Source organism: Aestuariivirga sp. (assembly GCF_041738905.1).
GTDB lineage: Bacteria > Pseudomonadota > Alphaproteobacteria > Rhizobiales > Aestuariivirgaceae > Aestuariivirga.
Window position 1 is genome coordinate 34,577 of record NZ_JBGSOZ010000199.1, and the last position, 22,283, is coordinate 56,859.

At 61.2% G+C, this 22,283-nt stretch carries 23 protein-coding genes and 2 pseudogenes; 15 read left to right on the forward strand and 10 right to left on the reverse strand.

All coding sequences use genetic code 11. From position 1 onward, the window contains the following. The first annotated feature begins 70 nt into the window (after nt 1–70). A complete protein-coding gene (locus tag ACEW8Q_RS19370) occupies nt 71–1,150 on the forward strand; it encodes a YeeE/YedE family protein (protein WP_373505702.1) in 1,080 nt (359 codons plus the stop codon). 700 nt (nt 1,151–1,850) lie between these two features. On the opposite strand, the gene ACEW8Q_RS19375 is transcribed toward ACEW8Q_RS19370, so the two are convergent. From ACEW8Q_RS19375 to ACEW8Q_RS19390, 4 genes are all read right to left on the reverse strand, one after another. Continuing rightward, on the reverse strand, nt 1,851–2,405 hold the full coding sequence (locus tag ACEW8Q_RS19375) for an SIS domain-containing protein (RefSeq protein ID WP_373505703.1): 555 nt from the start codon (nt 2,403–2,405) through the stop codon (nt 1,851–1,853). Nucleotides 2,406–2,468: 63 nt separating this feature from the next. Then, nucleotides 2,469–3,524 carry an aldose epimerase family protein gene (locus ACEW8Q_RS19380; RefSeq protein ID WP_373505704.1) on the reverse strand — a complete coding sequence of 352 codons (1,056 nt, stop codon included), beginning with the start codon at nt 3,522–3,524 and terminating at the stop codon, nt 2,469–2,471. A gap of 36 nt (nt 3,525–3,560) precedes the next feature. Continuing rightward, entirely contained in the window at nt 3,561–5,183 is a 1,623-nt protein-coding gene (locus ACEW8Q_RS19385; RefSeq protein ID WP_373505705.1) for a GMC family oxidoreductase, read from the reverse strand. A gap of 12 nt (nt 5,184–5,195) precedes the next feature. Then, entirely contained in the window at nt 5,196–6,284 is a 1,089-nt protein-coding gene (locus ACEW8Q_RS19390) for a mandelate racemase/muconate lactonizing enzyme family protein (protein ID WP_373505706.1), read from the reverse strand. A 367-nt stretch (nt 6,285–6,651) separates the two neighbouring features. On the opposite strand from ACEW8Q_RS19390, the gene ACEW8Q_RS19395 reads away from it, so the two are divergent. The 4 genes from ACEW8Q_RS19395 (at nt 6,652) to ACEW8Q_RS19410 (ending at nt 11,247) form a co-directional block, all read left to right on the forward strand. Next, the gene (locus ACEW8Q_RS19395) at nt 6,652–7,632 is read left to right on the forward strand and encodes an ABC transporter substrate-binding protein (RefSeq protein WP_373505707.1); all 981 of its coding nucleotides are present in this window, start codon (nt 6,652–6,654) and stop codon (nt 7,630–7,632) included. Nucleotides 7,633–7,706: 74 nt separating this feature from the next. Further along, entirely contained in the window at nt 7,707–9,227 is a 1,521-nt protein-coding gene (locus ACEW8Q_RS19400) for a sugar ABC transporter ATP-binding protein (RefSeq protein ID WP_373505708.1), read from the forward strand. Nucleotides 9,228–9,253: 26 nt separating this feature from the next. After that, a complete protein-coding gene (locus tag ACEW8Q_RS19405) occupies nt 9,254–10,219 on the forward strand; it encodes an ABC transporter permease (RefSeq protein WP_373505726.1) in 966 nt (321 codons plus the stop codon). Continuing rightward, nucleotides 10,219–11,247 (forward strand): ABC transporter permease, encoded by a 1,029-nt coding sequence (locus tag ACEW8Q_RS19410; RefSeq protein ID WP_373505727.1) that lies wholly within the window; start codon nt 10,219–10,221, stop codon nt 11,245–11,247. Before ACEW8Q_RS19405 ends, ACEW8Q_RS19410 begins: the two co-directional genes overlap by 1 nt. Before the next feature lie 10 nt (nt 11,248–11,257). On the opposite strand, the gene ACEW8Q_RS19415 is transcribed toward ACEW8Q_RS19410, so the two are convergent. Further along, entirely contained in the window at nt 11,258–12,037 is a 780-nt protein-coding gene (locus ACEW8Q_RS19415) for an SDR family NAD(P)-dependent oxidoreductase (protein ID WP_373505709.1), read from the reverse strand. A 149-nt stretch (nt 12,038–12,186) separates the two neighbouring features. On the opposite strand from ACEW8Q_RS19415, the gene ACEW8Q_RS19420 reads away from it, so the two are divergent. The 4 genes from ACEW8Q_RS19420 to ACEW8Q_RS19435 all read left to right on the forward strand — a co-directional run bounded on the left by ACEW8Q_RS19420 (nt 12,187) and on the right by ACEW8Q_RS19435 (nt 15,331). After that, a complete protein-coding gene (locus tag ACEW8Q_RS19420) occupies nt 12,187–13,566 on the forward strand; it encodes an aminotransferase class III-fold pyridoxal phosphate-dependent enzyme (RefSeq protein WP_373505710.1) in 1,380 nt (459 codons plus the stop codon). Between the two features lie 220 nt (nt 13,567–13,786). After that, nucleotides 13,787–14,272, forward strand: a complete 486-nt coding sequence (locus ACEW8Q_RS19425) for a hypothetical protein (RefSeq protein ID WP_373505711.1) — start codon at nt 13,787–13,789, stop codon at nt 14,270–14,272. Between the two features lie 84 nt (nt 14,273–14,356). Beyond that, nucleotides 14,357–14,551, forward strand: coding sequence for a M66 family metalloprotease (locus ACEW8Q_RS19430; RefSeq protein WP_373505712.1), 195 nt, complete (start codon nt 14,357–14,359; stop codon nt 14,549–14,551). A 21-nt stretch (nt 14,552–14,572) separates the two neighbouring features. Further along, a complete protein-coding gene (locus tag ACEW8Q_RS19435) occupies nt 14,573–15,331 on the forward strand; it encodes a M10 family metallopeptidase C-terminal domain-containing protein (RefSeq protein WP_373505713.1) in 759 nt (252 codons plus the stop codon). Nucleotides 15,332–15,393: 62 nt separating this feature from the next. On the opposite strand, the gene ACEW8Q_RS19440 is transcribed toward ACEW8Q_RS19435, so the two are convergent. Continuing rightward, nucleotides 15,394–15,900, reverse strand: coding sequence for a hypothetical protein (locus ACEW8Q_RS19440; RefSeq protein WP_373505714.1), 507 nt, complete (start codon nt 15,898–15,900; stop codon nt 15,394–15,396). Here ACEW8Q_RS19440 and ACEW8Q_RS19445 point away from each other — a divergent pair. From ACEW8Q_RS19445 to hydA, 5 genes and pseudogenes are all read left to right on the forward strand, one after another. Continuing rightward, nucleotides 15,899–16,072, forward strand: a pseudogene (locus ACEW8Q_RS19445) (NAD-binding protein); the annotation flags it as partial. The gene ACEW8Q_RS19440 and the pseudogene ACEW8Q_RS19445 overlap by 2 nt on opposite strands. Nucleotides 16,073–16,143: 71 nt before the next feature. Beyond that, entirely contained in the window at nt 16,144–16,323 is a 180-nt protein-coding gene (locus tag ACEW8Q_RS19450) for a hypothetical protein (protein WP_373505728.1), read from the forward strand. Nucleotides 16,324–16,333: 10 nt separating this feature from the next. Next, nucleotides 16,334–16,840, forward strand: coding sequence for a nitrilase-related carbon-nitrogen hydrolase (locus tag ACEW8Q_RS19455; protein ID WP_373505715.1), 507 nt, complete (start codon nt 16,334–16,336; stop codon nt 16,838–16,840). Nucleotides 16,841–16,849: 9 nt separating this feature from the next. After that, nucleotides 16,850–17,059, forward strand: a complete 210-nt coding sequence (locus ACEW8Q_RS19460; protein WP_373505716.1) for a hypothetical protein — start codon at nt 16,850–16,852, stop codon at nt 17,057–17,059. 48 nt (nt 17,060–17,107) lie between these two features. Next, entirely contained in the window at nt 17,108–18,565 is a 1,458-nt protein-coding gene (hydA, locus tag ACEW8Q_RS19465; protein ID WP_373505717.1) for a dihydropyrimidinase, read from the forward strand. A 45-nt stretch (nt 18,566–18,610) separates the two neighbouring features. Here hydA and ACEW8Q_RS19470 read toward each other — a convergent pair whose 3' ends face one another. From ACEW8Q_RS19470 to ACEW8Q_RS19485, 4 genes and pseudogenes are all read right to left on the reverse strand, one after another. Then, nucleotides 18,611–19,774: an acyl-CoA dehydrogenase family protein gene (locus ACEW8Q_RS19470; protein WP_373505718.1), complete on the reverse strand. Its 1,164-nt coding sequence runs from the start codon at nt 19,772–19,774 to the stop codon at nt 18,611–18,613. Next, nucleotides 19,771–20,079 (reverse strand): annotated as a pseudogene (locus ACEW8Q_RS19475) (CoA transferase); the annotation flags it as partial. The gene ACEW8Q_RS19470 and the pseudogene ACEW8Q_RS19475, both read right to left, overlap by 4 nt. Nucleotides 20,080–20,213: 134 nt before the next feature. Next, nucleotides 20,214–20,444 (reverse strand): hypothetical protein, encoded by a 231-nt coding sequence (locus ACEW8Q_RS19480; protein WP_373505719.1) that lies wholly within the window; start codon nt 20,442–20,444, stop codon nt 20,214–20,216. Between the two features lie 41 nt (nt 20,445–20,485). After that, nucleotides 20,486–21,091, reverse strand: a complete 606-nt coding sequence (locus ACEW8Q_RS19485; protein ID WP_373505720.1) for a helix-turn-helix domain-containing protein — start codon at nt 21,089–21,091, stop codon at nt 20,486–20,488. Between the two features lie 144 nt (nt 21,092–21,235). Here ACEW8Q_RS19485 and ACEW8Q_RS19490 point away from each other — a divergent pair. After that, nucleotides 21,236–22,283: aldehyde dehydrogenase (locus ACEW8Q_RS19490; RefSeq protein WP_373505721.1), on the forward strand; the 1,048-nt coding region annotated here is incomplete at its 3' end.

The following is a 22,283-nucleotide window of genomic DNA, read 5'->3' on the forward strand; positions in this document are numbered from 1 at the left end:
GACCGGGATCAAAGTCAATCTGTCTTGCAGCGTGGAAAAGTGAACCGGGCATGAGCGAGGGGCTGCGGCGATGGACATGACAGGAGTGATCGAGGTTCTGGGCGAAGACGGCACCAATCTGGCGATCGGCTTGTTGGTCGGGCTGGTGTTTGGCGCCTTCGCGCAGCAGAGCCGGTTTTGCCTCCGGGCAGCGGTCCTCGAATTCGCCCATGGCAGCCTGGGCCAGAAATTGTCGATCTGGCTGCTGGCCTTTGGTGCGGCCGTCACTGGCACCCAGCTTCTCGCCACGAGTGGCATGGCCGATCTGGCCGAGGCCCGGCAACTGGCGTCACCTCAAAGCCTGTCAGGGGCCGCGATCGGCGGCCTGATGTTCGGGGCGGGCATGGTGCTGGCGCGCGGCTGCGCCAGCCGCCTCCTGGTGCTGTCGGCGACCGGCAACCTGAGGGCGCTTCTGTCCGGCCTTGTCTTTGCCGTGGTGGCGCAAGCGAGTCTTCGCGGCTTCCTCCAACCGGTGCGCGAATGGATGGCGTCACGTCTCACCACAGGTCAGATCGGTGGCAATGACCTCATTGCATTCACCGGAGTCTCACAATCCATTGCTATCGCCTTTGCCGCGATGTGGCTTCTGGCCGGAGTTGCCGTCGCCATCCGTGCCAGGGCAGGCACCTGGCGCAGCGCCGCCGCCATCGGCGTCGGGCTGTCCATTCCACTGGCATGGTGGCTTACATCATCCATGTCGCAGCAGGCCTTTGATCCCGTGCAAGTCGAGAGCGTCACCTTCACTGGGCCTTCCGCCGATACACTGATGCTGTTTCTTTCGCAGCCGGGCACTTTGCTCGATTTCGACGTCGGGTTGGTCCCTGGCGTGTTTCTCGGCTCCTTCCTCGCGGCGTTCATGTCGCGCGAACTCGTCTTGCAGGGATTCCATGACGGCCAGTCGATGCGAAGGTATCTTGCCGGGGCCGCGCTGATGGGCTTTGGCGGCATGCTGGCAGGTGGCTGCGCGGTTGGCGCAGGCGTCACCGGGGCGTCGGTCTTCGCCGTCACGGCATGGATCACACTCGGCGCGATATGGATCGCGGCTACGCTGACCGACCGTGTTCTGGATCCGGTGAAGACGGAACGGCTTGTTCCAGTCATGGGAGAATAAATTCAGTTGCCCGGCGCGCCAAGACCCAACGGGCGAATGCTTGCGGCGTGCTGACTGACTGTGCCGCGAACGCACCCACCACATCCATTCGGGGGCGTTCGAGAGACCCCTCGGAGAACGGTCCTTCGAATGTGCCAGCACTGTGTCCAGTGGATCGCTGAACTCACGTGAAAGACACTCCGCATCAAGGACATCTTTCCATGTTCATGGGTCCTGTCCCCATTGGTGGTGCAGGTCGACCAGCGCATTGGGGGAGCAAGTGGAATCACTTGCGAAGCGAAAATGCGCCGGATTCAAAGCTTTCGAGCAACTTGTCGGCGGTCAGTCGACCGCCGGTTGCTCTAGGTCCGGGAAGTGGCCCGCGACCCCGGCTGCCGGCTGCCGACTGCGGCGGGGCTATCGCCGCGCCTGGCGATGAGTTCGAAAAGATGCGTCAGCAAGGCTACCAGTTTGCTCCAAATCGGCAGTAAGCCTAGCCGAACTCCGCGGGAGGTAATTCCACCGTTCGCATCACCATGTGCGAAAACCTGCTCGCAGCAAAAATCGAGCCAGGCTTGCTGTCTCCGTTCCGGCGGGGACAGGAATCGTCAATGATCCCGCTTGTGGTGAATTGCAAACCGCCAGTCCCGCCGGATCAACGGAATGAATCCATGAGGGTGAGAGAGTTCCACGCGCAAGCTAGCCCGAGCAGGCCACAAGCTCACTCGAGATTTGTGTGGTTGGCCCGCATCGCCTCCGGCGTCACCTTCAGCATGGTGACCAGCTTGAGAACCATCACTTCAAACAGCACAAAGAGTGCCCCTTCATAGAGCGAGCCCATTGGCAGCACGGAAGTTTTCTTGTCGCCCTGGTCGTCCGCCATGGTCTGCGCTGGAAGATGCAGCACGAAATCCGCGTAGGCTGCAGCGCGTCCCTTGGGCTGGGCCGTGATCACGAGGATCTTCGAGCCTGCAGACTTGGCAACGCCGAGCAGCGCCAGAGCGGTGGAAATTTCGCCCGGGCCCACAGTCACGATGAAGAGGTCGCCCTTGCCCACAGGTGGCGTCGTCATGTCGCCTTCGACCGCCACGTTCCGGCCCATGTGATAAAGGCGCATGGCAAAGCCCATGATCTGCAATCGCTCGCGGCCACCGCCGAATACCACAACCTTGTTGGCTTCCGCGATCATCTGGCAGGCCCGATCCACGTCCGCATCACTCAAGCGGTCGAACACGGTGCCGAGTTCGGAAAGCGCGGTCTTGTAGAGAGTGTTCATGTCATTTTTCCTTGTCATCACTTCACCATCGCAAACTGGCGGCTTTCATGAATACGATGCGGTTCACTCCGCGAAGAAGCGGAAGACCATGCGGTGGTCGTAGACCTCATCCGGCCTGAGGATGCTGGAGGGGAAATGCGCGACGTTCGGCGAGTTGGGAAATTTCTGTGTCTCGAACGTGTAACCGGCAAAGCGGCAATAGGGCAGGCCGCGCTTGCCGATGACTTTTTGATCGAGATACCCTCCGGTATAGAATTGCACGCCGGGCTCATTGGTGAATAGCTCGAAGCCTCTTCCGGAATGCGGATCGGCCACATGGGCGCAAAGCCTCAGGCCATCGCCGGGACCGTTGAGGCACCAGTTGTGGTCATAGCCGCCGCCGACGAGATTTCCCGTGCCCACATCCTGAAGCGCATCGATATCGGTTCCGATGGGCTTGGCCTCGCGGAAGTCGAAGATCGTGCCCGCGACGCCCAGCACTTCTCCCGTCGTGATGAGTTCCGCATCGACCGGCGTATAGAAATCGGCATTGAGCCTGAGGCGCTGGTCGCGCACGTCGCCCGAGCCTTGCCCCGCGAGGTTCCAGTATGTGTGATGAACGGCGTTCAGAATGGTCGGCGCGTCCGTCGTGCCGCGCATCGAGATGTCGAGCACATTGTCGTCGGTCAGCCGGTAGGTTGCGGTCAGGTGCACGGTGCCCGGAAAGCCCTGATCACCATCGGGCGAGACGATGGAGAACACGACGGCATTCTTCCCCGCGTCGGGATGTGCGTTCCAGATCTTGCGGTCGAATCCGGCGCGGCCGCCATGCAGGTGGTTGGCGCCCTCGTTGCAATCGACCTGCACCTGCTTTCCATCGAGTGAAAAGCGGCCGTTCCGGATGCGGTTGCCATAGCGCCCGCAGGTGGCGCCGAAATAGGTGTTGGTGGCGATGTACGATGCGAGGTCATCAAAACCCAGCACGATGTCGGCCGTCTTTCCATCCCGCCCGGGCGCATGAAACTCGGTCAGCCGCGCGCCGTAGCTGATGAGCCTGGCGGTCAAGCCATTGGCATTGCGCAACACGAAGCCTCTGACGGGAACCCCGTCGATCTTTCCAAACTCGAATTCTTCGATCATCGCTCCGTCCCGTCTCCTGTAAATCGCAACGCAAGCCTAAGATGACTGCAGGATCAGTTCCGCGCAACGGCTGCCCATCATCATGGCTGGCGCATTGGTGTTGCCGCCATTGATATTCGGCATCGCGGAAAGATCGCAGACGCGGAGCTTTTCAATGCCCCGTACCTTCAATCGTGAATCCAGCACCGCGAGCGGATCGCCCGTGGGCCCCATGCGGCAGGTGCCGGTCGGGTGGTAGTTGGTCTTGACGAAGCGCTTGCAATGCGCAGCGAGGTCCTCGTCCGTGATCTTGCTCCGGTCGGGAATGGCGATCTTGTTGTAGCGGCCCGCCAGCGGAGTTTTATCGAAGGCCCGGAGGAAGTAGCGCTGGCCCTCGATCATCGTTCGCATGTCGTCCGGGTCTTTGAGAAGATTTGGCGACACCAGCGGCATGTCTTCGGGATTGGAGGACCTGAGCCGCACATCGCCACGCGACTTCGGCTTGATGACAACCGTGGTCACGGTCAGCCCATAGGTATTCTCGACCAGGGTCAGGATGTCACGGTCGAGGTAGACAATGGGGACGCAGAACGCCTGGATCGAGGGTTCCGCTTCAGGATGGATGGGATTGACGAATGCGCCAGCCTCGACACCCGCAGACAAGATTGTCCCTGAGCCGAACAGCTTGAACTGCAAGCCATTGAGCAGCATCCGCCAGCCCACGCCTTGCCGATAATAACCATACTTGCCGTTGGCGAGCGCAATGATCGGCACTTCCGGATGATCGATCAGATTTTGCCCGACACCCGGCAGATCGGCCACACAGTGGATACCATGCGCCTTCAGTTGCGCAGCATCGCCAATTCCCGACAGCATCAGAAGCTGTGGTGTGACGAGTGCCCCCGCCGCCATGATGATCTCTCGGTTTGCGCGGGCTTTCCGTTCATTCCCGGTGCGGTCGCGATAAGTGACGCCCACTGCCGCGCCATTCTCGATATCGATCTTGCTCACACGCGCATTGAGTTCGAGCTTCAGGTTTGGATCGTTCTGAAGTGGCGCGATGAAGGCATAGGCCGCGCTGCTGCGCTTGCCCGCGCGATTCATGAACTGGTAGAATCCGACACCCTGCTGGGCTGGCCCGTTGAAGTCGTGATTTAACGGAACGCCGAGCGCCTGAACGCTCTGCACGAACCAGCGCGACACCTCGTTGATGTGTCCCGGATCGGAAACCAGCAACGGGCCTTCGCTGCCGTGCAGGTCGTTCTGCAGGCGGTTGTTGCCTTCCATTCCGCGGAAATGCGGCAGCACGTCCTTCCATCCCCAACCGGGATAATCGTTGTCACCACGCAGGAGTTCATGCCATTCTTCATAGTCCGATGGCCGCCCGCGAATATAGACCTGCGCGTTGACGGAGGAGCCGCCGCCAAGCACGTTGCCCTGTGGAATGTCATGCACGCGATTGCCGAGATGTTCCTGCGGCACCGTCTGATGATACCGCATGAACTTCGAGCCGTTGATCATCTTGAAGATGCCGGGCGGCATGTCGAGTAGGGGATGGCGGTGCGAGTGGCCACCTTCAAGGAGCAGCACGCGTGCCTTGCCTTCGGTGACAAGGCGCGCCGCCGCGACGCATCCCGACGATCCGCCGCCGACGACGATGTAATCGTAGCTCTCGATCATATGTGTAAGTCCTCAGGCACGGATGGCGGCTAAGCCCTTCCAATCGAACACGATGCCGTGTCCGGGGGTTGAAGGCGCAATTGCAAAGCCATCCTCGATCTTCAGCGGTTCTGCGATGAAGCGGTCGAGCCCGAAGCCATGCGCCTCCAGATAGGAGCGGTTCGGAGCGGCCGCCAGCAGATGCACGGTCACATCATGCGCCCCATGTGACGTGACGGGCAGATTGAAGGCTTCGGCCAAATGGGCGATCTTCATGAAATGCGTGATGCCGCCGCAATTGGTGACATCGGGTTCAGGATAGGTCACACCGCCCGACGCGATCAGATGCCTGAAATCCCACAGGTTGCGCAGGTTTTCGCCGGCAGCGATGGGAAGGCCTCCCTCGCGCACCACGCGGGCGTGGCCGCCGATATCGTCGGGCGAGATCGGCTCTTCCAGCCAGGTCAGGTCTGATGAAGCGAAAGCCCTCGCGGCGCGGATCGCCTCGTCGACCGTCCATTTCATGTTCGCGTCCGCCATCAGCGGAAAATCCGCGCCCAGATGTTTGCGCATCGCTGCGACACGTTCCACATCTTCCGACAGGCGCTTGCGGCCAACCTTCATCTTGATGGCACGGAAGCCGCGCTCCAGATTGCGGTCAGTCTGCTTCAGCAAGTCCGGCAGGGGAAGCTCCAGATCGATGCCGCCCGCATAACACGGCACGCGGTCTGAAAATCCGCCGAGCAGTTTCCACAAAGGTTGCGACAGCTTTTTTGCCTTGAGATCCCATAGCGCCATGTCGAGTGCGGAGAGAGCCAGGACTGTCGGGCCGCCGCGCCCGCCATAATGCATGTCCCACCACAGCTTCATCCAGATCGCCTCGATAAAGTCGGCATCGAGGCCAGTGACGATCTCCGACATCTCGCGTTCGAGAATATTGGCGATGGCGCCGCCGTTGCGCCCCACAGTGAAAGTGTAGCCCACACCTTCGGCGCCATCGGCATCGCGTACCGTTGCGGTGACAAGTTCGAAATCGCGCATGATGCCGTGCATTGAATCGGTGAGAACTTCGGGCAGAGGCACCCGGAAGAACCCGGTGGTGACGGAATGAATCTTTGCCATGTCTTCTCGCTGAATTGCCTTGCCGGGTAGCCCGTGCGCGAGCTGAGTTTCGCGACGAGTCATCGCATGGAAAATCGAGGTGCAACAGTCCCCGCTGACGAAATTCCTGCCGGATCAGTGGAGAAGGTACGCAAGTTTGCGGAAGTGCACTCTTGTTGCGCCGCACAACATTACAACGCTTGACGAAGTGGCCAATATGCAATTGTACTACATATAGAGATCACGATCTCGCAGTCTGCATCTTCATGGCCGGCAGAAGAAGCTCATTGATCAGTCTGCTGTCTGCGCTGATGTTTTATAAGGTAGAAGGCGGCAATGGCCCCGCCGAGCGTGATCATCACGCGTGGCCACACATGGGAGAGTCAAGATGTCGATGAATCGCCGTACCGTTCTGCAGGCCCTCGGGGGCCTCTCGATTGCAGGTTTCACCATCCGCCCGGCTTATGCCGCTTTGCCCAAGCTTGAGAAGAAGGACAAGTACAAGGTCGGCTTCGCGCAGACTGAGAGCAACAATCCCTGGCGTCTCGCACAGACAGCCAGCATGAAGGCGGAAGCCGAGAAGCGCGGCTGGCAGCTCGTCTACACCGACGCTGCGGGTTCCGCGGCAAAGCAGGTCGCCGACGTGCGTTCCATGATCGCCCAGAAGGTCGACGTCATCCTCCTCGCGCCGCGTGAAGAAAAGCCTCTGATTCCTGCCGTCATGGAAGCCAAGAAAGCCGGCATTCCGCTGCTCCTCATCGACCGCAACGTCGACCAGTCACTCGCCAAGGGTGGCGAAGACTATGTAGCCTTCATCGGCTCGGACTTCGTGAAGGAAGGCCTGATGGCCGCCGAGGTTCTGGTCAAGGCCGTTGGCGGCAAGGCCAAGATCATCGAGTTGCAGGGCACCGTCGGAAGCTCTCCGGCCAATGACCGCATGAAGGGCTTCGCCGACTACATCAAGGACCATCCGGGCATGGAGATCATCGCCTCGCAGTCCGGCGACTTCGCACGCGACAAGGGCCGCCAGGTCTTCGAGACGCTCTATCAGGCGCACCCGGAAGCGACGGCGCTCTATTCGCACAACGATGAAATGACCATGGGCGCCATCGCTGCCATGGAGGCGGCCGGCAAGGTTCCGGGCAAGGACCTGATCATCGCCTCGATCGACGGCACCAAGGACGCGACCCAGGCCCTGATCGACGGAAAGGTGCTTGTCGTCATCGAGTGCAATCCGAAGTTCGGTCCGGCCGCCTTCGACGCCATCGAGAAGTATGGCAATGGCGAAACGCTCGAAACCCGCCTCGTCAACATCGACCGCGTCTTCACCAAGGAGAACGCGGCCGAATACATGCCCGAAGCCTACTGAGTTTTCGGACATTGCAAACTCTGGTGTGGAAGCCCTAGGCTTCCACACCGTTCTTATGCGCTGTGGCAGGTACGATGACGTCTCCCCTTCTCTCGATGCAGGCCATATCCAAAAGCTTCGGCGGTGTGCCAGCACTCGTTGACGCTTCGCTGGAGGTCATGCCAGCCGAAATCATGGCACTGGTCGGCCAGAACGGCGCCGGCAAGTCCACCATGATCAAGATCCTGAATGGCGCGTATGTCCGCGACGCAGGCACCATTTCATTTGACGGCAAGGACTGGACGGCAGGCTCGCCGCAGCAGGCGCAGCGTGCCGGCATCAGCACCATTTTCCAGGAAATCAACCTGATCGGCTACCGCTCGGTGGCCGAGAACATCTTTCTCGGCCGCGAGCCAAAGCGCGGCTTCGGCCTGCTCGACTGGTCGAAGATGAATGCGGAGTCTGCATCCTTGCTGGCGCGCTTCGATGTGCGCGTCGACGTGCGCGAGCCGCTTGAGCGATTTTCGACCGCCGTCCAGCAGATGGTGGCGATCGCACGCGCAGTGTCGTTCAACGCCAAGCTCGTCATCATGGACGAGCCCACGTCCTCGCTCGATGAGGCCGAGGTGGCTGTGCTGCTCCGTACCATCCGCCAGCTCAAGGCGGAAGGCGTGGCGGTCATCTTCGTCAGTCACAAGCTGGACGAGCTTTATCAGGTGTGCGACCGCGTCACCATCATGCGGGACGGCCGCACGGTTGCAGTCCAGCCCATGGGCGACATCACCAAGCTGCAACTCGTCGCCGGCATGCTGGGCCGTGATCTGGCGGAAGTGAAAAAGCGCGGCGCCACCGCGTTCGAGGCAGGGGGCACGGCCAATATCGGCGGCGAACTGCTGGATGCGAAGCATCTGGCGCTGGGCCATCGCGTGCAGGATGCAACGCTCGATATCCGCCGCGGTGAAATCATCGGGCTGGCAGGGCTTCTGGGGTCAGGGCGGACAGAGACCGCACGCGCAATCTTCGCGGCCGATCGCAAGACTTCAGGCACGGTGACGTTCAACGGCAAGCCGGCCGAGTTCAAGGGGCCTGCCGATGCAATTGCCGCCGGCATGGGCTACTGCTCGGAAGACCGGAAGACTCAAGGCATCGTGCCCAGCATGTCGGTGGCGGAAAACCTCACGCTTGCGCTGATGCCGGCGCTCACGCGTTCAGGCATGCTCGATGAGGCGAAGCAGCGCGTGATCGTCGAGCGATTCATCAAGGAGATCGGCATCAAGTGCTCGGGGCCGAACCAGAAGATCCGTGAACTCTCCGGCGGCAACCAGCAGAAGGTCCTGCTCGCCCGCTGGCTCTGCATGAACCCGAAACTGTTGATCCTCGACGAGCCGACACGCGGCATCGATGTTGGCGCCAAAGCTGAAATCCAGACCCTGATCCGCCGCCTCGCCAGCGATGGGCTCGGCGTTTTGATGATTTCCTCCGAACTGGAAGAGATCGTCGAGGGCGCGGACCGCGTCTTTGTATTGCGCGAGGGGAAGACAGTCGCACAATTCAAACACAAGAACATCACCGAGGGCGAAGTCATGCATGCGATGGCGCACGGACACGAAGCATGACGGCGACAGTTGACGAAAAGAAGCCGATGACCCGCTCGTTCGATCGCGCTGCCTTCTTCCAGCGCTATGGCGTGGGACTGGCCCTCATATTGCTCATCATCTTCAACCTCATCGTCACGCCGAACTTCGCCACGGCGCAGACACTGGCCGTGAACCTCACGCAGGTCTGCACGATCGTCATCGTCGGTGTCGGCATGACGCTGGTCATCGCCACGGGCGGCATCGATCTGTCGGTCGGCTCGCTGATGGCCATTGCAGGCGCGCTGTCGCCCATGTTCTTTACTGGCCAACTCATCCCGATTCCCAATCTCTATGTGGGAATTGCTCTCGGCATCGTTTTTCCCATTCTCATCGCGGGCGTCTTCGGGCTCTTCAATGGCTGGCTCATCACCCGGTTCTCGATTCAGCCGATCATTGCAACGCTTGTGCTGTTCATTGCCGGCCGAGGCATCGCGCAGGTTTCCACCAACGGCGACCTGCAGGTGTTCAAGGTTCCCGAGTTCCAGGCCATCGCCATCGGCCGCGTTCTCGGTGTTCCATTTCAGGTCTGGATCATGCTGGCGATCGTTGTTGTCGCGGCATTTGTCCTTCACAAGACGGTCTTTGGGCGGCAGGTTCTCGCGGTGGGTGGCAACGAGGCGGCGGCGCGTCTTTCCGGCATCCCCGTCAACCGCATCAAGTTTATGGTCTATGGCATCTGCGGCATGTGCAGCGGTGTTGCCGGCCTGATCGTCATCGCCATGAACTCCGCGGCGGATGCGAACCTCATCGGCCTCGGCATGGAGCTTGACGCCATCGCCGCGGTCGTCGTCGGCGGCACGCTGCTTTCGGGCGGCCGCGCCACCATCGTCGGCACGCTATTGGGGGCACTGGTGATCCAACTCGTGCGCTATACGCTTCTCGCCAACGGTGTACCCGATCCGGCGGCGCTTGTCGTCAAGGCGGGTCTTATCGTCCTGGCCGTGTGGCTGCAGCGGCAGGAGCAGGCATGATGAAGGGCTTCCGCATATCGCCGAGCATGGCGGTGGTCGCCGTGCTGGTGATCCTGACGCTGCTCGGCGCCTGGCGCTACGACGGTTTCATCGGCACCTACAATGTCCAGACGGTGTTGCGCTACAATTCGATGTTCGCGCTGGTGGCGCTCGGCATGTGCTTCGTCATCATGACCGGTGGCATCGACCTCTCGGTTGGCTCGGTCGCAGCTTTCTCGAGTGTCGTTGCAGCTCATCTGAGTGGATACGGGTTGCTGCCGGGTCTCGCCGGCGGGGTCGCCGCAGGACTGTTCGCAGGCCTCATCAATTCGCTTCTTATCACCCGGCTCAAGATATTGCCGTTCATCGCCACACTCGCGACAATGCTGGCCGCATCGGGCACCGCGCTCCTGCTGGCCAACAACCAGTCGGTCTCCGTGTCCTACGACACCTATTTCACGAACCTCGGGCAGGGTGACCTGTTGAGCTTCATGCGTCCCGAGTGGGTGGACGCTGACGACGTGGGCATCTTCGGAAGCACGCTCGGTTTCATCCTGAGCTTTCCCACGCCGGCATTCATCGCGCTCGCCGCCTACATCGCCGGCGCCATCGTCATCAACCACACGGCCTTCGGGCGGCATGTGCTGGCGGTGGGCGGCGGCGCTGAAGCCTCGCGCCTCATGGGCCTTCCCGTCGATCGCACGATCTTCTGGGTCTACATCATCTCGGGCGGCATGGCTGGCATGGCTGGCGTCATCCTTGCCTCGCAGTTCGGCGCGGGCCAGCCGATCGAGGGCGTGGGCTGGGAACTCTTCGCCATCGCCTCGGTCGTGGTGGGCGGTACCTTGCTCACCGGCGGCAACGGTTCGATTGGCGGCACGCTGGCCGGGGCACTTCTTCTCGGTATCATCTTCACCATTCTCAACTTCGAGAACGGCATGGGCTGGATTTCGCTTTCCGCCTATTGGCAGTCGGTTGTGCGCGGTCTGTTCCTGTTCGTGGTGGTGGTGTTGCAGGCCAAGCTGTCACGTGCAGCCAAGGTGGCATGATGCTGACGGGTCAAACCCAGCCGCCATCGACGATGTAGTTCTGGGATGTGCACATGCGGCTGTCGTCGGCGGCGAGGAAGAGCACCATGCGGGCGATGTCCGCGGGATAGAGCTTGTCGGTCAGGCATTGGCGGTCGGCGATCTGCTTTTCACCGGCCTCATCGAGCCAGAGCTTCATCTGGCGTTCGGTCATGACCCAGCCGGGAAGCACGCAATTGACCCTGATCCTCTCTGGCCCCAGTTCGCGGGCCAGTGCTCGCGTCAGGCCGCCAATCGCTGATTTCGCGGTGACATAGGCCGGGCAGTCGGGATCTCCCACGAGCCAGGTGATAGACCCGAAGTTGATGATGGAGCCGCCGCCCGCCTCGCGCATCTGCGGGCGGACAGCCTGCGCCGCGAAGAACTGGTGCCGCAGGTTGATCTGCATGCGATCGTCCCAGTATTCCACCGTGACGCTCTCGGTCGTATGGCGGTCGTCATTGCCGGCATTGTTGACCAGCACCTGGATGTTGCCATGCAGTTCCCGGGCGTCCGCAATGGCGGCGCGCAGGGCCTCGATGTCGCGCAGGTCGCACCGGATGAAATGCGGCACCGCCACTCCTGCCGAGCGCATGTGCTCCACGACGGCTCGTGAAGCATCCTCGGCAATATCGACAAAGCAGACGCGTGCCCCCTGGCGGCAAAAATGCTCGACCAGGCTTTCGCCGATGCCGCTGCCGCCACCGGTTATGAAGACGCTGCGCCCTTCGAGGCTGGGGAACGAGGCGGGCTGGTCGATCATGCCATTCATGGGGAAAACACTTCCGTAAAATGAAGAGCGATCTTCGAATCCGAACCGCAAAGCTGTCAATAGCGGTCCGGGTGCCAGTGCATGGCAGTTGCGCGTTGACTCCGGCGGACAGGCGAATAGTCTCGCATCCAGAATTGGGATCTGGCGCCATGAACATCGAAGTGAAGAATACCAACTATCGCAACGACTCGATCCTGCTCGGTTTCAGCGATCTCAAGCGGCTGAAGACGGAGCGGCCGCTTGTGTTCGAGAAGGGCAAGGGCATCTTCATCTTCGACGAGAACGGCAAGGACTATATCGAGTCGGTTTCCTGCTTTTATTGCGTATCGCTGGGCTTCAGCGAGGAGCGTTTGGCGGACGCCGCCTACAAGCAGATGAAGACGCTGCCGATGTACTCCTCAGCCATTCACCGCACCGTTCCCGCCGTGATGGAACTGACCGAGCGCCTGGCGAAACTTTCGCCGGTCAAGAATCCGCGCATCTATTTCTCGACAACCGGCTCAGAGGCCAACGACCACCTGATGAAGTTCATGTGGTACGGCAACGGCTTTGCGGGCGAGCCCGAGCGCCGCAAGATGATTTCGCGCAAGGCCAGCTATCACGGCTCGACCATTGCAACGTCCGCGCTGGGCGGCTCGCAGGACCTGCACGACAGCTTCGGCATCCCGATGGGGTTCTCGCTGCAGGTGAGCCATCCGAGCTGGCCCAACGCCGCACTTCCCGGCGAGGACGAAGAGGGCTTCACCGACAGGCTCGCGGAGGAACTCGAGCATACCATCATCGAGGCCGGCCCCGAGACGATCGGCGGCATGATCGCGGAACCCGTCTCGGTGTCGTCTGGCATGTTCCCGCCGCCCGCCAGCTATTTTCCGAAGATCACCAGGGTCCTCAAGAAATACGGCATCCAGCTCTTCATCGACGAGGTCGTGACGGGCTTTGGCCGCTCGGGACACATGTGGGCGACGGAAGCCATGGGGCTCGAGCCTGATTGCATGACCTGCGCCAAGGGCATCTCAGGCGCCTACATGCCGATTGCCGGTATCATAATGGGCGAGGAATTCAACCGCCGCCTCGACATCGGCAATGAGCAGAAGGGCTGGTTTGCCCATGGCGCCACGCACCATGCCCACGTCGTCTCCGCCGCCGTCGCCAACGAAGTGCTGAACATCTTCGAAGAGCGCGACATCCTTGGCCACGTGCGCCGGATGGTGCCGCACTGGAACAGGATGATCGCAAGCCTAGAAGACCATCCCCTCGTCGTCGGAACGCGGAAATGGGGCCTTGCCGGTGCGGTGGAAGTTGCATACCCGGGCGAAGGCCGCGCCGGTCCGGCGGCGAGCCTCAAAGTCGGGGGTGCCACGAAGGAAGTTTACGAAGCAGGCCTTCAGGAGGGCGTCATCGTGCGCCCGTTGGCAGGCTGCTTCGTGATGGCCCCACCGCTTATCATTACCGAGGCCGAAATCACGGAGCTTGGCCGCCGCCTGCGCGCCGCGCTTGACCGGGTCTTGGCAGCTCACGCGGTGCGCTGACCGGTCCTCTTTGCGCTGTCACATGAAGTTTCACCCCACTGTATCTGGGTTTCCGTATCGGCTGGGTTCATGCCGCGGTACCGGGTTGCGGGCGGCGGGATGTTCACCGCTGTCTTCAATGCACTGTCACAACCAACAGTGCCGAAGGAGGCGAGATGACCACCTCAAAACCCGGCAACCTGTTCGTAACCCTGCCTTGTGCGCGAAATGCGATTTTCAGTTGATTGCTGGTCTTGAACACCAAGAAGTTGGCCCTATTGTCATAGTCCGCGGGCTATGCGCCATCGGGCCGGACAGTGATTTGCCTGGCAGCGGTGCCACCCTGATGGAAGCGTGGAGCCTGTCCCTGCTGACGTCGGAAAGCGCAGGATTGTCTTCCTTACAGGCAGCCGCGCGGCTCCCAGAGGCCAGCATCGGCCAGATGTCTCAGCAACTGCTGAGCGGTTACTGGAGTTGGGCCGGCGGACAAAGCCAGCGCTCCTTCAACATGTCGGATACGGGCTCCGGGGCCAAGAATGGCGTTCTTCACTACAATTATTCCGGGTCTTCCGGCGCCGATGGAAACTCCGACACGAACGGCATTTCTACCGCGCACCGGGAGTTGGTCGATCAAGCCTTCGATTATCTGGGCGCAGTTCTCGGAATCGATTTCCAGATGACAACGGAAACCTCGACCGACATCGTCGATTTCTATTTTTCTCGATAGCGATCCTGATGGCGGCGCCTTTGCCTATTCGGTTTCATCAGGAGGCGGCCAGAGTTTCAACCACCGCTCAACGCCTATGCCTTCGTGAACGTGGAGGCTGGCTGGAACGGGGGCACGGCAGGTATCAACGACTACACTTACCAGACGTTCATCCATGAGATACTGCACACCATGGGTCTTGGTCATGCCGGCAACTACAACGGCCGGGCCAATTTCGTGACCGATACCGCGGACGTCAATTGCGGCAACACTTCGAACATCTTCCTGAACGACAGCTGACAGCTGTCCATGATGTCCTACATGAGCCAGACCAGGAACACCGAGGTTGGCGCCAGCAGGGCCTACACGATCACCACCATGGCGGCGGATATCGAGGCGCTCCGCCATTGTTATGGTTCTGCAGCCTTCCTTGGAGACACCACCTACGGCTTCGATACGGACATTTCCGCCGCAACCAGCCAGGTGATGCACGACCTGAGCTTCTATGCCGACAAGGCCACTTTCACCATCGTGGATGATGGCGGCTACGACACGCTGAACTTCTCCGGCTACAGCGCCGACCAATACCTTGATCTCACGGTGGTCAGCGCTGATGACTTCCAGTTTACCAACTACCGGACGTCCAATGTCGGCGGGCTCACCGGGAACATGACCTTGGCGGTCGGCACCGTCATCGAGCGCGCCTACACCGGCAGCGGCAACGACTGGATCACCGGCAATGCGGCCGACAACCAGTTCAGCAGCTTTGATGGAACCGACATCATCGATGGGCGCGATATCCTGACAGGTTCGGGCGGCGCTGATCAGTTCGTGTTCGCTGACGTGTTCGGCAAGGTTACGATCCGCGATTTCTCGGCCAGCAACACGGAGGATATCGACCTCTCGGCCGTCAGCGGCATCACCGGCTTTGCCGATCTGCTGAACAATCACCTGCAGACCGACGGCGCCACGGGTTTCGCCATGATCGTTGCAGGACGCAACAGCATTCTGCTGACCGGTATCACGGTAGACCAGATCGGAACGGGACAGTCTTACAGTTCAGCGGGTTTCGTATTCTAGCTGTTTGATCCCACGTCTTGATGGTGCGAGCGTTCCCACCGCGTGGAAGAACGCGCCAATGGTCAGGCTCGGCCGTTTGCCTCTGTGACCAACGGTGCGACAATCGACAACACGCGCAGGCAGCAATGGGCAAACTGGATGGAAGAGCTGCACTGGTGACTGGCGGCATCAACTGAATCGGTGCCGCCATCTCGGACCTGTTCGCGCGCGAGGGCGCCATGGCCGGTGTTCTCGACATGGGCCTCGAGCATGCTTCCGCAACTGCTGCCAGGATCGTAGCACCTGGCCGCGCTGTAGCCATCCATGCGGAACTCGCCTTGCAGTATGTTGCCGCGCTGGGCGGGCGAGGTGAGGCAGGTCAACTCGAGTTGTACTTCGCGGCTGGTTATGCGGAACTCCCATGAAGTGTCAGGAACGAGAGATTGGCCCATGATGGTCGTGTAGCCGATGCGCAGAATGGCGTCGTGCCGGATGCCAGCAGCCGCGCGGGACTTTGAGCGACATCCACGCGCCTCTGTATGTCCTGTGCTTTTTCGAGCAGGCAGCGCGCGCCCACTGTTCGAGGCCATGGGCAAGAGTATCCTTGCAACGGGTCCTGCCGGCTCCGGACATGCTGTGCAGGCACTTAACAATCATGTTTCGGCGGCCGGGCTTCGGGCCGCATGCGAGGCCGCGATCATTGCCGCGAGATCCGGGATCGATGGGAATGTGCGTGTCGACGTATTGAACGCACCGACTGGCCGGAGCAAACTCCGAAGAGGTGAAGATGAAGCCCTTCGTGTTGTCTGGAGCATCCCCCCGCCGGCTTCCCGATGGCGCTCATGGCCAATGATCTGCAGACAGCCACCGGCCTTGCCGACGGGTTGGGCATCAATGCAACCGATGCACAAGAAACGGCCGAACTGTGGCCGGATGCCTCTGCGGTGTTCGGCCCCGAAGCCAGCCATAGCGAAATCCATCGCCATCTTGCCGTCCTGAGCGGCATTCCTTAGTGAGGGCGCCATGACATTGATCATTCAAGCGGCCGCAGCCCAGATGAGGCCAATTGCCAAGCCGGAAACTCGCAAGGACACGGTGCGCCGATTGAGCGCGCTGCTGCGCCGGGGCAAGGAAAGGGGCACGGCGCTCGTGGTCTTCACGGAAATGGCGTTCACCACATTCCTCCCGCGGCGGCAGATCGAGGACGAAGCGGAACTCGACAGCTATTCCGAACGCGGCATGCCAGGTCCCGAAACGCAACCGCTGTTCGATGAAGCCGGAAAGCGGCGTGTCAGTCTCTATCTGGGATCCGCAGGCCTGGTCGTGGAGGAAGGCCGGAAGGGCCTGTTCAACACCTCGATTCCCGTCAACCGCAACGGCAAGATCATCGGAAGGTATAGCAAGGTCAAACTTCCGGTCCATGCCGATATCGATGGTTTGACCAGCTTCCATAATCATCTTTCCATGCAGGCCCGCGCGTATCAGAATGCGGCTGGGGTCATCGGAACGGCCAAGTGCGGCAAGGAGTAAAGTTCGAAGATGGTAGGACAGAGCGTCATCATCGCGCCCTCGGGCGAGATCGCCGCGCAGGCCGTATCGCTGGGCGACGAGATCATAACCGCGCGTTGCGATCTCGATCTCGGCAAGCGCCATCGCGAGACGATCTTCAGTTTCGCGAAGCACCGCGAGCCTGACGCCTGCCGTCTCATCGTCGAACTCAAGGGCGCCTTACCATCGCCGGAAGCGTGACGGGCCGGTTCATTCATTCGTTCAAGATTGTCAAACGGGAGAAACACAATGTCGAAGGTCATCAAGGGTGGAACGATCGTCGCTGCCGACCGCACCTACGTTTCCGACATCCTCATCGAAGGCGAGCGGATCGCTGCGATCGGACCGGGCCTGAAGGGCGATACCGTGATCGATGCCGAAGGCGCCTACATCATGCCTGGTGGCATCGATCCGCATACGCATCTCGAAATGCCATTCATGGGCACGACGGCTGCCGAGACCTGGGAAAGCGGAACCTTCGCGGCGCTGTCTGGCGGCACCACGACCGTCGTCGACTTCGTCATTCCAGGGCCGGACGGCATGCTGGCGGCCCTTGCGGCATGGGAAGCCAAGGCGACCCGGCAGGCTTCAAGCGACTACTCCTACCACATGTGCATCAATGGCTGGTCGGAGAAGCACTTTGACGAGATGGGCAAGGTGGTGGAGCGGGGCATCAACACCTTCAAGCACTTCATGGCCTACAAGGGAGCGCTCATGGTGAATGACGACGAGATGTTCGCCTCGTTCCAGCGTTGCGCTTCACTGGGAGCGCTTCCGCTGGTTCATTGCGAGAATGGCGACATCGTCGCAGCACTTCAGGACAAGTACATGAGCCAGGGCGTCACCGGCCCCGAAGCGCATGCCTTCTCGCGCCCGCCGGAAGTCGAGGGCGAAGCGGCCAATCGCGCCATCATGATCGCCGATGCGGCGGGCGTGCCGGTCTATATCGTCCACACATCGTGCGAACAGGCACATGAGGCGATCCGCCGGGCGCGCCAGAAGGGCATGCGCGTCTACGGCGAACCCCTGATCCAGCATCTGACGCTGGACGAGAGCGAATATTTCAACAAGAGCTGGGACTATGCCGCGCAGCGGGTGATGTCGCCGCCGTTCCGCGACAAGAGCCATCAGGATTCACTGTGGGCCGGCCTTGCAGCGGGCTCGCTGCAGGTCGTGGCGACGGACCATTGCGCCTTTACAACGAAGCAGAAGCGCTTCGGCGTCGGCAACTTCCCCAAGATTCCCAATGGCACCGGGGGGCTCGAGGACCGTCTCTCGGTTCTCTGGACCAAGGGTGTTGAAACCGGCCGCCTCACGCCCAATGAGTTCGTGGCCGTGACGTCGACCAACATCGCGCAGATTCTCAACATCTATCCGCAGAAGGGCGCGCTGATGGTGGGCTCCGATGCCGACGTGGTCGTCTGGGACCCCGGCATTTCCAAGACGATCTCGGCTGCCAACCAGAAATCGATCATCGACTACAACGTGTTCGAGGGTTTCAAGGTCAACGGGCAGGCGCGCTACACGATCTCGCGCGGCGAGGTGGTCTGGTCATATGGAAAGAACGACCAGGCCCGCCCGGGCCGTGGCAAGTTCGTGGAACGCAAGCCCTTTCCGGCCATCAACAAGGCCCTGTCGAAGTGGAAGGAACTGACGGCACCGCGTGCCGTGATGCGTTCCGCCGAGCACATGCCCATCGGGGTTTGATCCGGGACGGGCCGTTTCCCCGGGGCGGGAACGGCCCGTTTTCTTTCAGAACGATCGGGGCAGGCCGAGGATATGCTCGGCCACGTAGGACAGGATCAGGTTGGTCGAGATCGGCGCCACCTGATAAAGCCGCGTTTCGCGGAACTTGCGCTCCACATCATAGTCCTCCGCGAAACCGAAGCCGCCATGGAACTGCAGGCAGGCATTGGCCGCTTCCCATGAGGCATCTGCGGCGAGAAGTTTCGCCATGTTGGCCTCGGCGCCGCAGTCCTCATGGGCATCGAACCTGCGCGCCGCCTCGAAACGCATCAGGCTGGCTGCCTCCACATTGATGTAGGCCCGCGCGATCGGGAACTGTACGCCCTGGTTCTGGCCGATCGGGCGGTCGAAGACGATCCGCTCCTTCGCATAGGCCGAGACCTTGTCGACGAACCAGTAGCCGTCGCCGATGCATTCCGCCGCAATCAGGATGCGCTCGGCATTCAGGCCGTCGAGGATGTACCGAAAGCCGCGGCCTTCCTCGCCGATGAGGTTCTCCGCAGGGACTTCCAGGTTGTCGAAGAAAAGCTCACTGGTCTCGTGGTTGACCATGTTGCGGATCGGCTTGACGGTCAGCCCATTGCCGATGGACGTCTTGAGGTCCACCAGAAAGATCGACAGCCCTTCAGATTTCTTCCGAACCTCCGCAAGTGGCGTGGTGCGGGCGAGAAGGATCATCAGGTCGGAATGCTGGATACGTGAGATCCAGACCTTCTGCCCGTTCACCACATAGCGGTCGCCCTTGCGCACGGCCGTCGTCTTCAACTTCGTCGTATCGGTGCCCGTCGAAGGCTCGGTGACGCCCATCGACTGGAGGCGCAATTCGCCGGTGGCGATCTTCGGCAGATAGATATCCTTTTGCGCCTTCGATCCATGGCGCAGCAGTGTGCCCATATTGTACATCTGGCCATGGCAATGACCGGCATTGCCTCCCGAACGGTTGATCTCCTCCATCACCACCGAAGCCTCGGTGAGGCCAAGGTTCGACCCGCCATACTTCTCCGGAATCATGGCGGCGAGCCATCCCGCCCGTGTCAGCGCCTCAATGAATTCGACGGGATAGGTCGCGTCCGCGCCGTGCTTGCGATGATATTCGGCCGGAAACCCGGCGCAAAGGGCACGCAAGGCTTCGCGCATGTCCTGGTGGCGGTCGGGCTTTGGGATCATCATGGCGTCTTGTCTTTCGAAGTATCTTTGGCGGTGCCGAACGCTGCTGGAAATTTCGCGGTGTGTTTGCCGACAGCCGGCACCGGATCGAACCGCGGCGTCCAGGCTTCGCCTGTCACAGGCTTGAGACCCGGCAGCGGTCCCACAGGCGTGCCGAAGTCCTGCCAGCACAGGCGAGCGGCAGGTTGCAGATGGTAGGCCTTGCCGCTCTCGCAAGGCCCGCCAGCACGATAACCGGAAATGGAACAGGTCACGAGCATCGGATTGCTGCGCCGAAGGACCGCGTGGCCCAGGCCCAGCCGTTCGCCCGCACCATTCGTTCTCGACCACTGGGCGTCAGTTTGGCGTTCTTTTGAATGTTCATCCGGTCTTCCTCAATGCCCCTGCCGTCCCGCAACAGCAGCTTCCTCGATCCAGGCCGGATGGACAACCTGTTGAAAGCTCACACCTGGCGTACAACATCGGCAATCTCGCCCGGCGTCATACATGTCCCGCCAGTGATCGCGCTGCGGCGGGCAATGCCGTGAAGTCCGTGAACATCCGTGACGTCGCATTCGATCACATCGCGATCCCCGCCTGGTGCTCCCATGCGATCGATGACGACAACTCTGCCATCTGCCTTCTCGAACATCTTGCGTGCCGCGTTTCCGGGCAGTCCTGCAACATCCGTCATGAGCACGCATTCCTATATAGCGAATGCAGTACTCTGCCGGTTCAGATCATCGGCGGGGTGCAGGCGCAGACGACGACGGCGGTGATCTTTCCGGCATTCCGCAAGCGATAGGGCTGGTTGCCGATCAGCTGATAGCCGCCGCCAGCTGTGATCCTTCGGGTTTCTCCGGCGACCTCGACGTCTATCGTCCCCCGGATGACCACGGCGGCGGTCTCGCCTGCATGCGAGATCGGTTCATCGCCGGTTCCGGCTCCCTGCTTGTAGCGCTCGATGAAGAGCTGCAGTTTCTTGTCGCGCCGCTCGCTGCCGAGCACTCTGAGGTCGGCGGCGCCGCGGCTCACCACAGCCAGGTCGTTGGCATCGTAGAACAGGATGTTCTTCTGCGTGGCCGGAAGGGCGAAGAAGTCGGCCATCGAGATGGGTACGGCCGAAAGTATCCTGTGCAGCGAGGACAGCGACGGCGCATGGGCTTCCTGCTCGATGAGCGAGATCGTCGCATTGGTGACGCCGGCGCGTTTTGCCAGTTCACGTTGTGAAAGCCCGGCGCCTTCCCTCACCACCTTCAGGCGCGCGCCCACAGCGAGGTCGTTGGCCTGGCTGCGCGATTTCTTTCGGGCCGCCGACTTCGAGGCGGTGCGGGCAGTCATGCCAAACGGCCCGGTCTGCTTTGCGGCGCGATGGCTCTCACGGGGGACCTCTTGCGTGTCAAAAAAACTTATGTCAGGACTATAAAAAGAATTAACGCCCTCGCCAAGCGGTTCTTGGCAGGCCTGACAGGGAGACCTCCGGCGATGACGGTGCTCGATGACTTTTCGCGATTGTCAGGAAAGATCTATGTCGGCGGCGAATTCGTTGCCAGCCAGGCCACGAGCCATCTCGATGTGATCGAGCCGGCGACGGAGGACCGCATCGGCCATATCGCTGACACGACGGACGCCGAAGTCGACAGCGCCATCGATGCGGCCAATGTGGCGCGGCGCGTGTGGACGGGCATGGACGCGCGCAGCCGCGCCGTCATCCTGCACGACATCGCCGCCGTCATCCGCAGGGACAAGGGAAAGTTCGCGGAATATCTGACGCGCGAAGAAGGCAAGCCCTTCAAGGAATCCACCGACGAAGTGTCGTGGTGCGCGACCGCCATCGACTATTACGCCGAACTCGCGCGGCACGAGACGGGCCGCATCGCGGGCTCCACGGTTCCTGGTCAGTTCCATTTCAGCATCAAGGAGCCGCTGGGCACGATCGTTATCGTGCTGCCCTTCAACTATCCGCTCGTGCTGCTGTGCTGGGAGGCCGCGGCGGCGATCGCTGCCGGCAATGCCGTCATCGTCAAGCCGCATGAACAGACGAGCATCACCACGCTCAAGTTCATGGAGGTATTCTCGACACTTCCTCCCGGCCTGATGCAGGTGCTGACAGGCGGCGCGCGGGTGGGGCAGCGGCTGATCGCCAGCAGCAAGACCCATGGCGTCGCCTATACCGGTTCGGTGGCGGTAGGGCAGGCGGTGGCGCGCACCTGCGCGGAGAGCTTCAAGCCCTGCCTGATCGAGGCGTCGGGCAATGACCCCTTCATCGTGATGCCGTCTGCCCCGCTGGACATCGCAGCGCGGGGCGCGGCCTTTGCGGCCTATCTCAATTGCGGCCAGGTCTGCACTTCGGCCGAGCGCTTCTATGTCCATGACGCGATCCACGACGAGTTCGTCGAGCGTCTCACCGCCGAGGCCCGCAAGTTGCGGGTGGGCAATGGGCTGGGGCAGGTCGACATGGGGCCGATGGCCACCAGGCGCCAGCGCGAGCGCTTCGAGGGCATGATCGCGCAGGCCGGCCAGCAGGGCGCCA

Coding starts and splice junctions, on each gene's coding strand:
- ACEW8Q_RS19375 (WP_373505703.1), bottom strand. CDS start 2,405: ATGAACACTCTCTACAAGACCGCGCTTTCCGAACTCGGCACCGTGTTC.
- ACEW8Q_RS19370 (WP_373505702.1), top strand. CDS start 71: ATGGACATGACAGGAGTGATCGAGGTTCTGGGCGAAGACGGCACCAAT.
- ACEW8Q_RS19400 (WP_373505708.1), top strand. CDS start 7,707: ATGACGTCTCCCCTTCTCTCGATGCAGGCCATATCCAAAAGCTTCGGC.
- ACEW8Q_RS19485 (WP_373505720.1), bottom strand. CDS start 21,091: ATGACTGCCCGCACCGCCTCGAAGTCGGCGGCCCGAAAGAAATCGCGC.
- ACEW8Q_RS19455 (WP_373505715.1), top strand. CDS start 16,334: ATGACATTGATCATTCAAGCGGCCGCAGCCCAGATGAGGCCAATTGCC.
- ACEW8Q_RS19405 (WP_373505726.1), top strand. CDS start 9,254: ATGACCCGCTCGTTCGATCGCGCTGCCTTCTTCCAGCGCTATGGCGTG.
- ACEW8Q_RS19410 (WP_373505727.1), top strand. CDS start 10,219: ATGAAGGGCTTCCGCATATCGCCGAGCATGGCGGTGGTCGCCGTGCTG.
- ACEW8Q_RS19480 (WP_373505719.1), bottom strand. CDS start 20,444: ATGACGGATGTTGCAGGACTGCCCGGAAACGCGGCACGCAAGATGTTC.
- ACEW8Q_RS19470 (WP_373505718.1), bottom strand. CDS start 19,774: ATGATGATCCCAAAGCCCGACCGCCACCAGGACATGCGCGAAGCCTTG.
- ACEW8Q_RS19440 (WP_373505714.1), bottom strand. CDS start 15,900: ATGGCCTCGAACAGTGGGCGCGCGCTGCCTGCTCGAAAAAGCACAGGA.
- ACEW8Q_RS19385 (WP_373505705.1), bottom strand. CDS start 5,183: ATGATCGAGAGCTACGATTACATCGTCGTCGGCGGCGGATCGTCGGGA.
- ACEW8Q_RS19460 (WP_373505716.1), top strand. CDS start 16,850: ATGGTAGGACAGAGCGTCATCATCGCGCCCTCGGGCGAGATCGCCGCG.
- ACEW8Q_RS19390 (WP_373505706.1), bottom strand. CDS start 6,284: ATGGCAAAGATTCATTCCGTCACCACCGGGTTCTTCCGGGTGCCTCTG.
- ACEW8Q_RS19435 (WP_373505713.1), top strand. CDS start 14,573: ATGAGCCAGACCAGGAACACCGAGGTTGGCGCCAGCAGGGCCTACACG.
- ACEW8Q_RS19420 (WP_373505710.1), top strand. CDS start 12,187: ATGAACATCGAAGTGAAGAATACCAACTATCGCAACGACTCGATCCTG.
- ACEW8Q_RS19415 (WP_373505709.1), bottom strand. CDS start 12,037: ATGAATGGCATGATCGACCAGCCCGCCTCGTTCCCCAGCCTCGAAGGG.
- ACEW8Q_RS19380 (WP_373505704.1), bottom strand. CDS start 3,524: ATGATCGAAGAATTCGAGTTTGGAAAGATCGACGGGGTTCCCGTCAGA.
- ACEW8Q_RS19395 (WP_373505707.1), top strand. CDS start 6,652: ATGTCGATGAATCGCCGTACCGTTCTGCAGGCCCTCGGGGGCCTCTCG.
- ACEW8Q_RS19450 (WP_373505728.1), top strand. CDS start 16,144: ATGGCGCTCATGGCCAATGATCTGCAGACAGCCACCGGCCTTGCCGAC.
- hydA (WP_373505717.1), top strand. CDS start 17,108: ATGTCGAAGGTCATCAAGGGTGGAACGATCGTCGCTGCCGACCGCACC.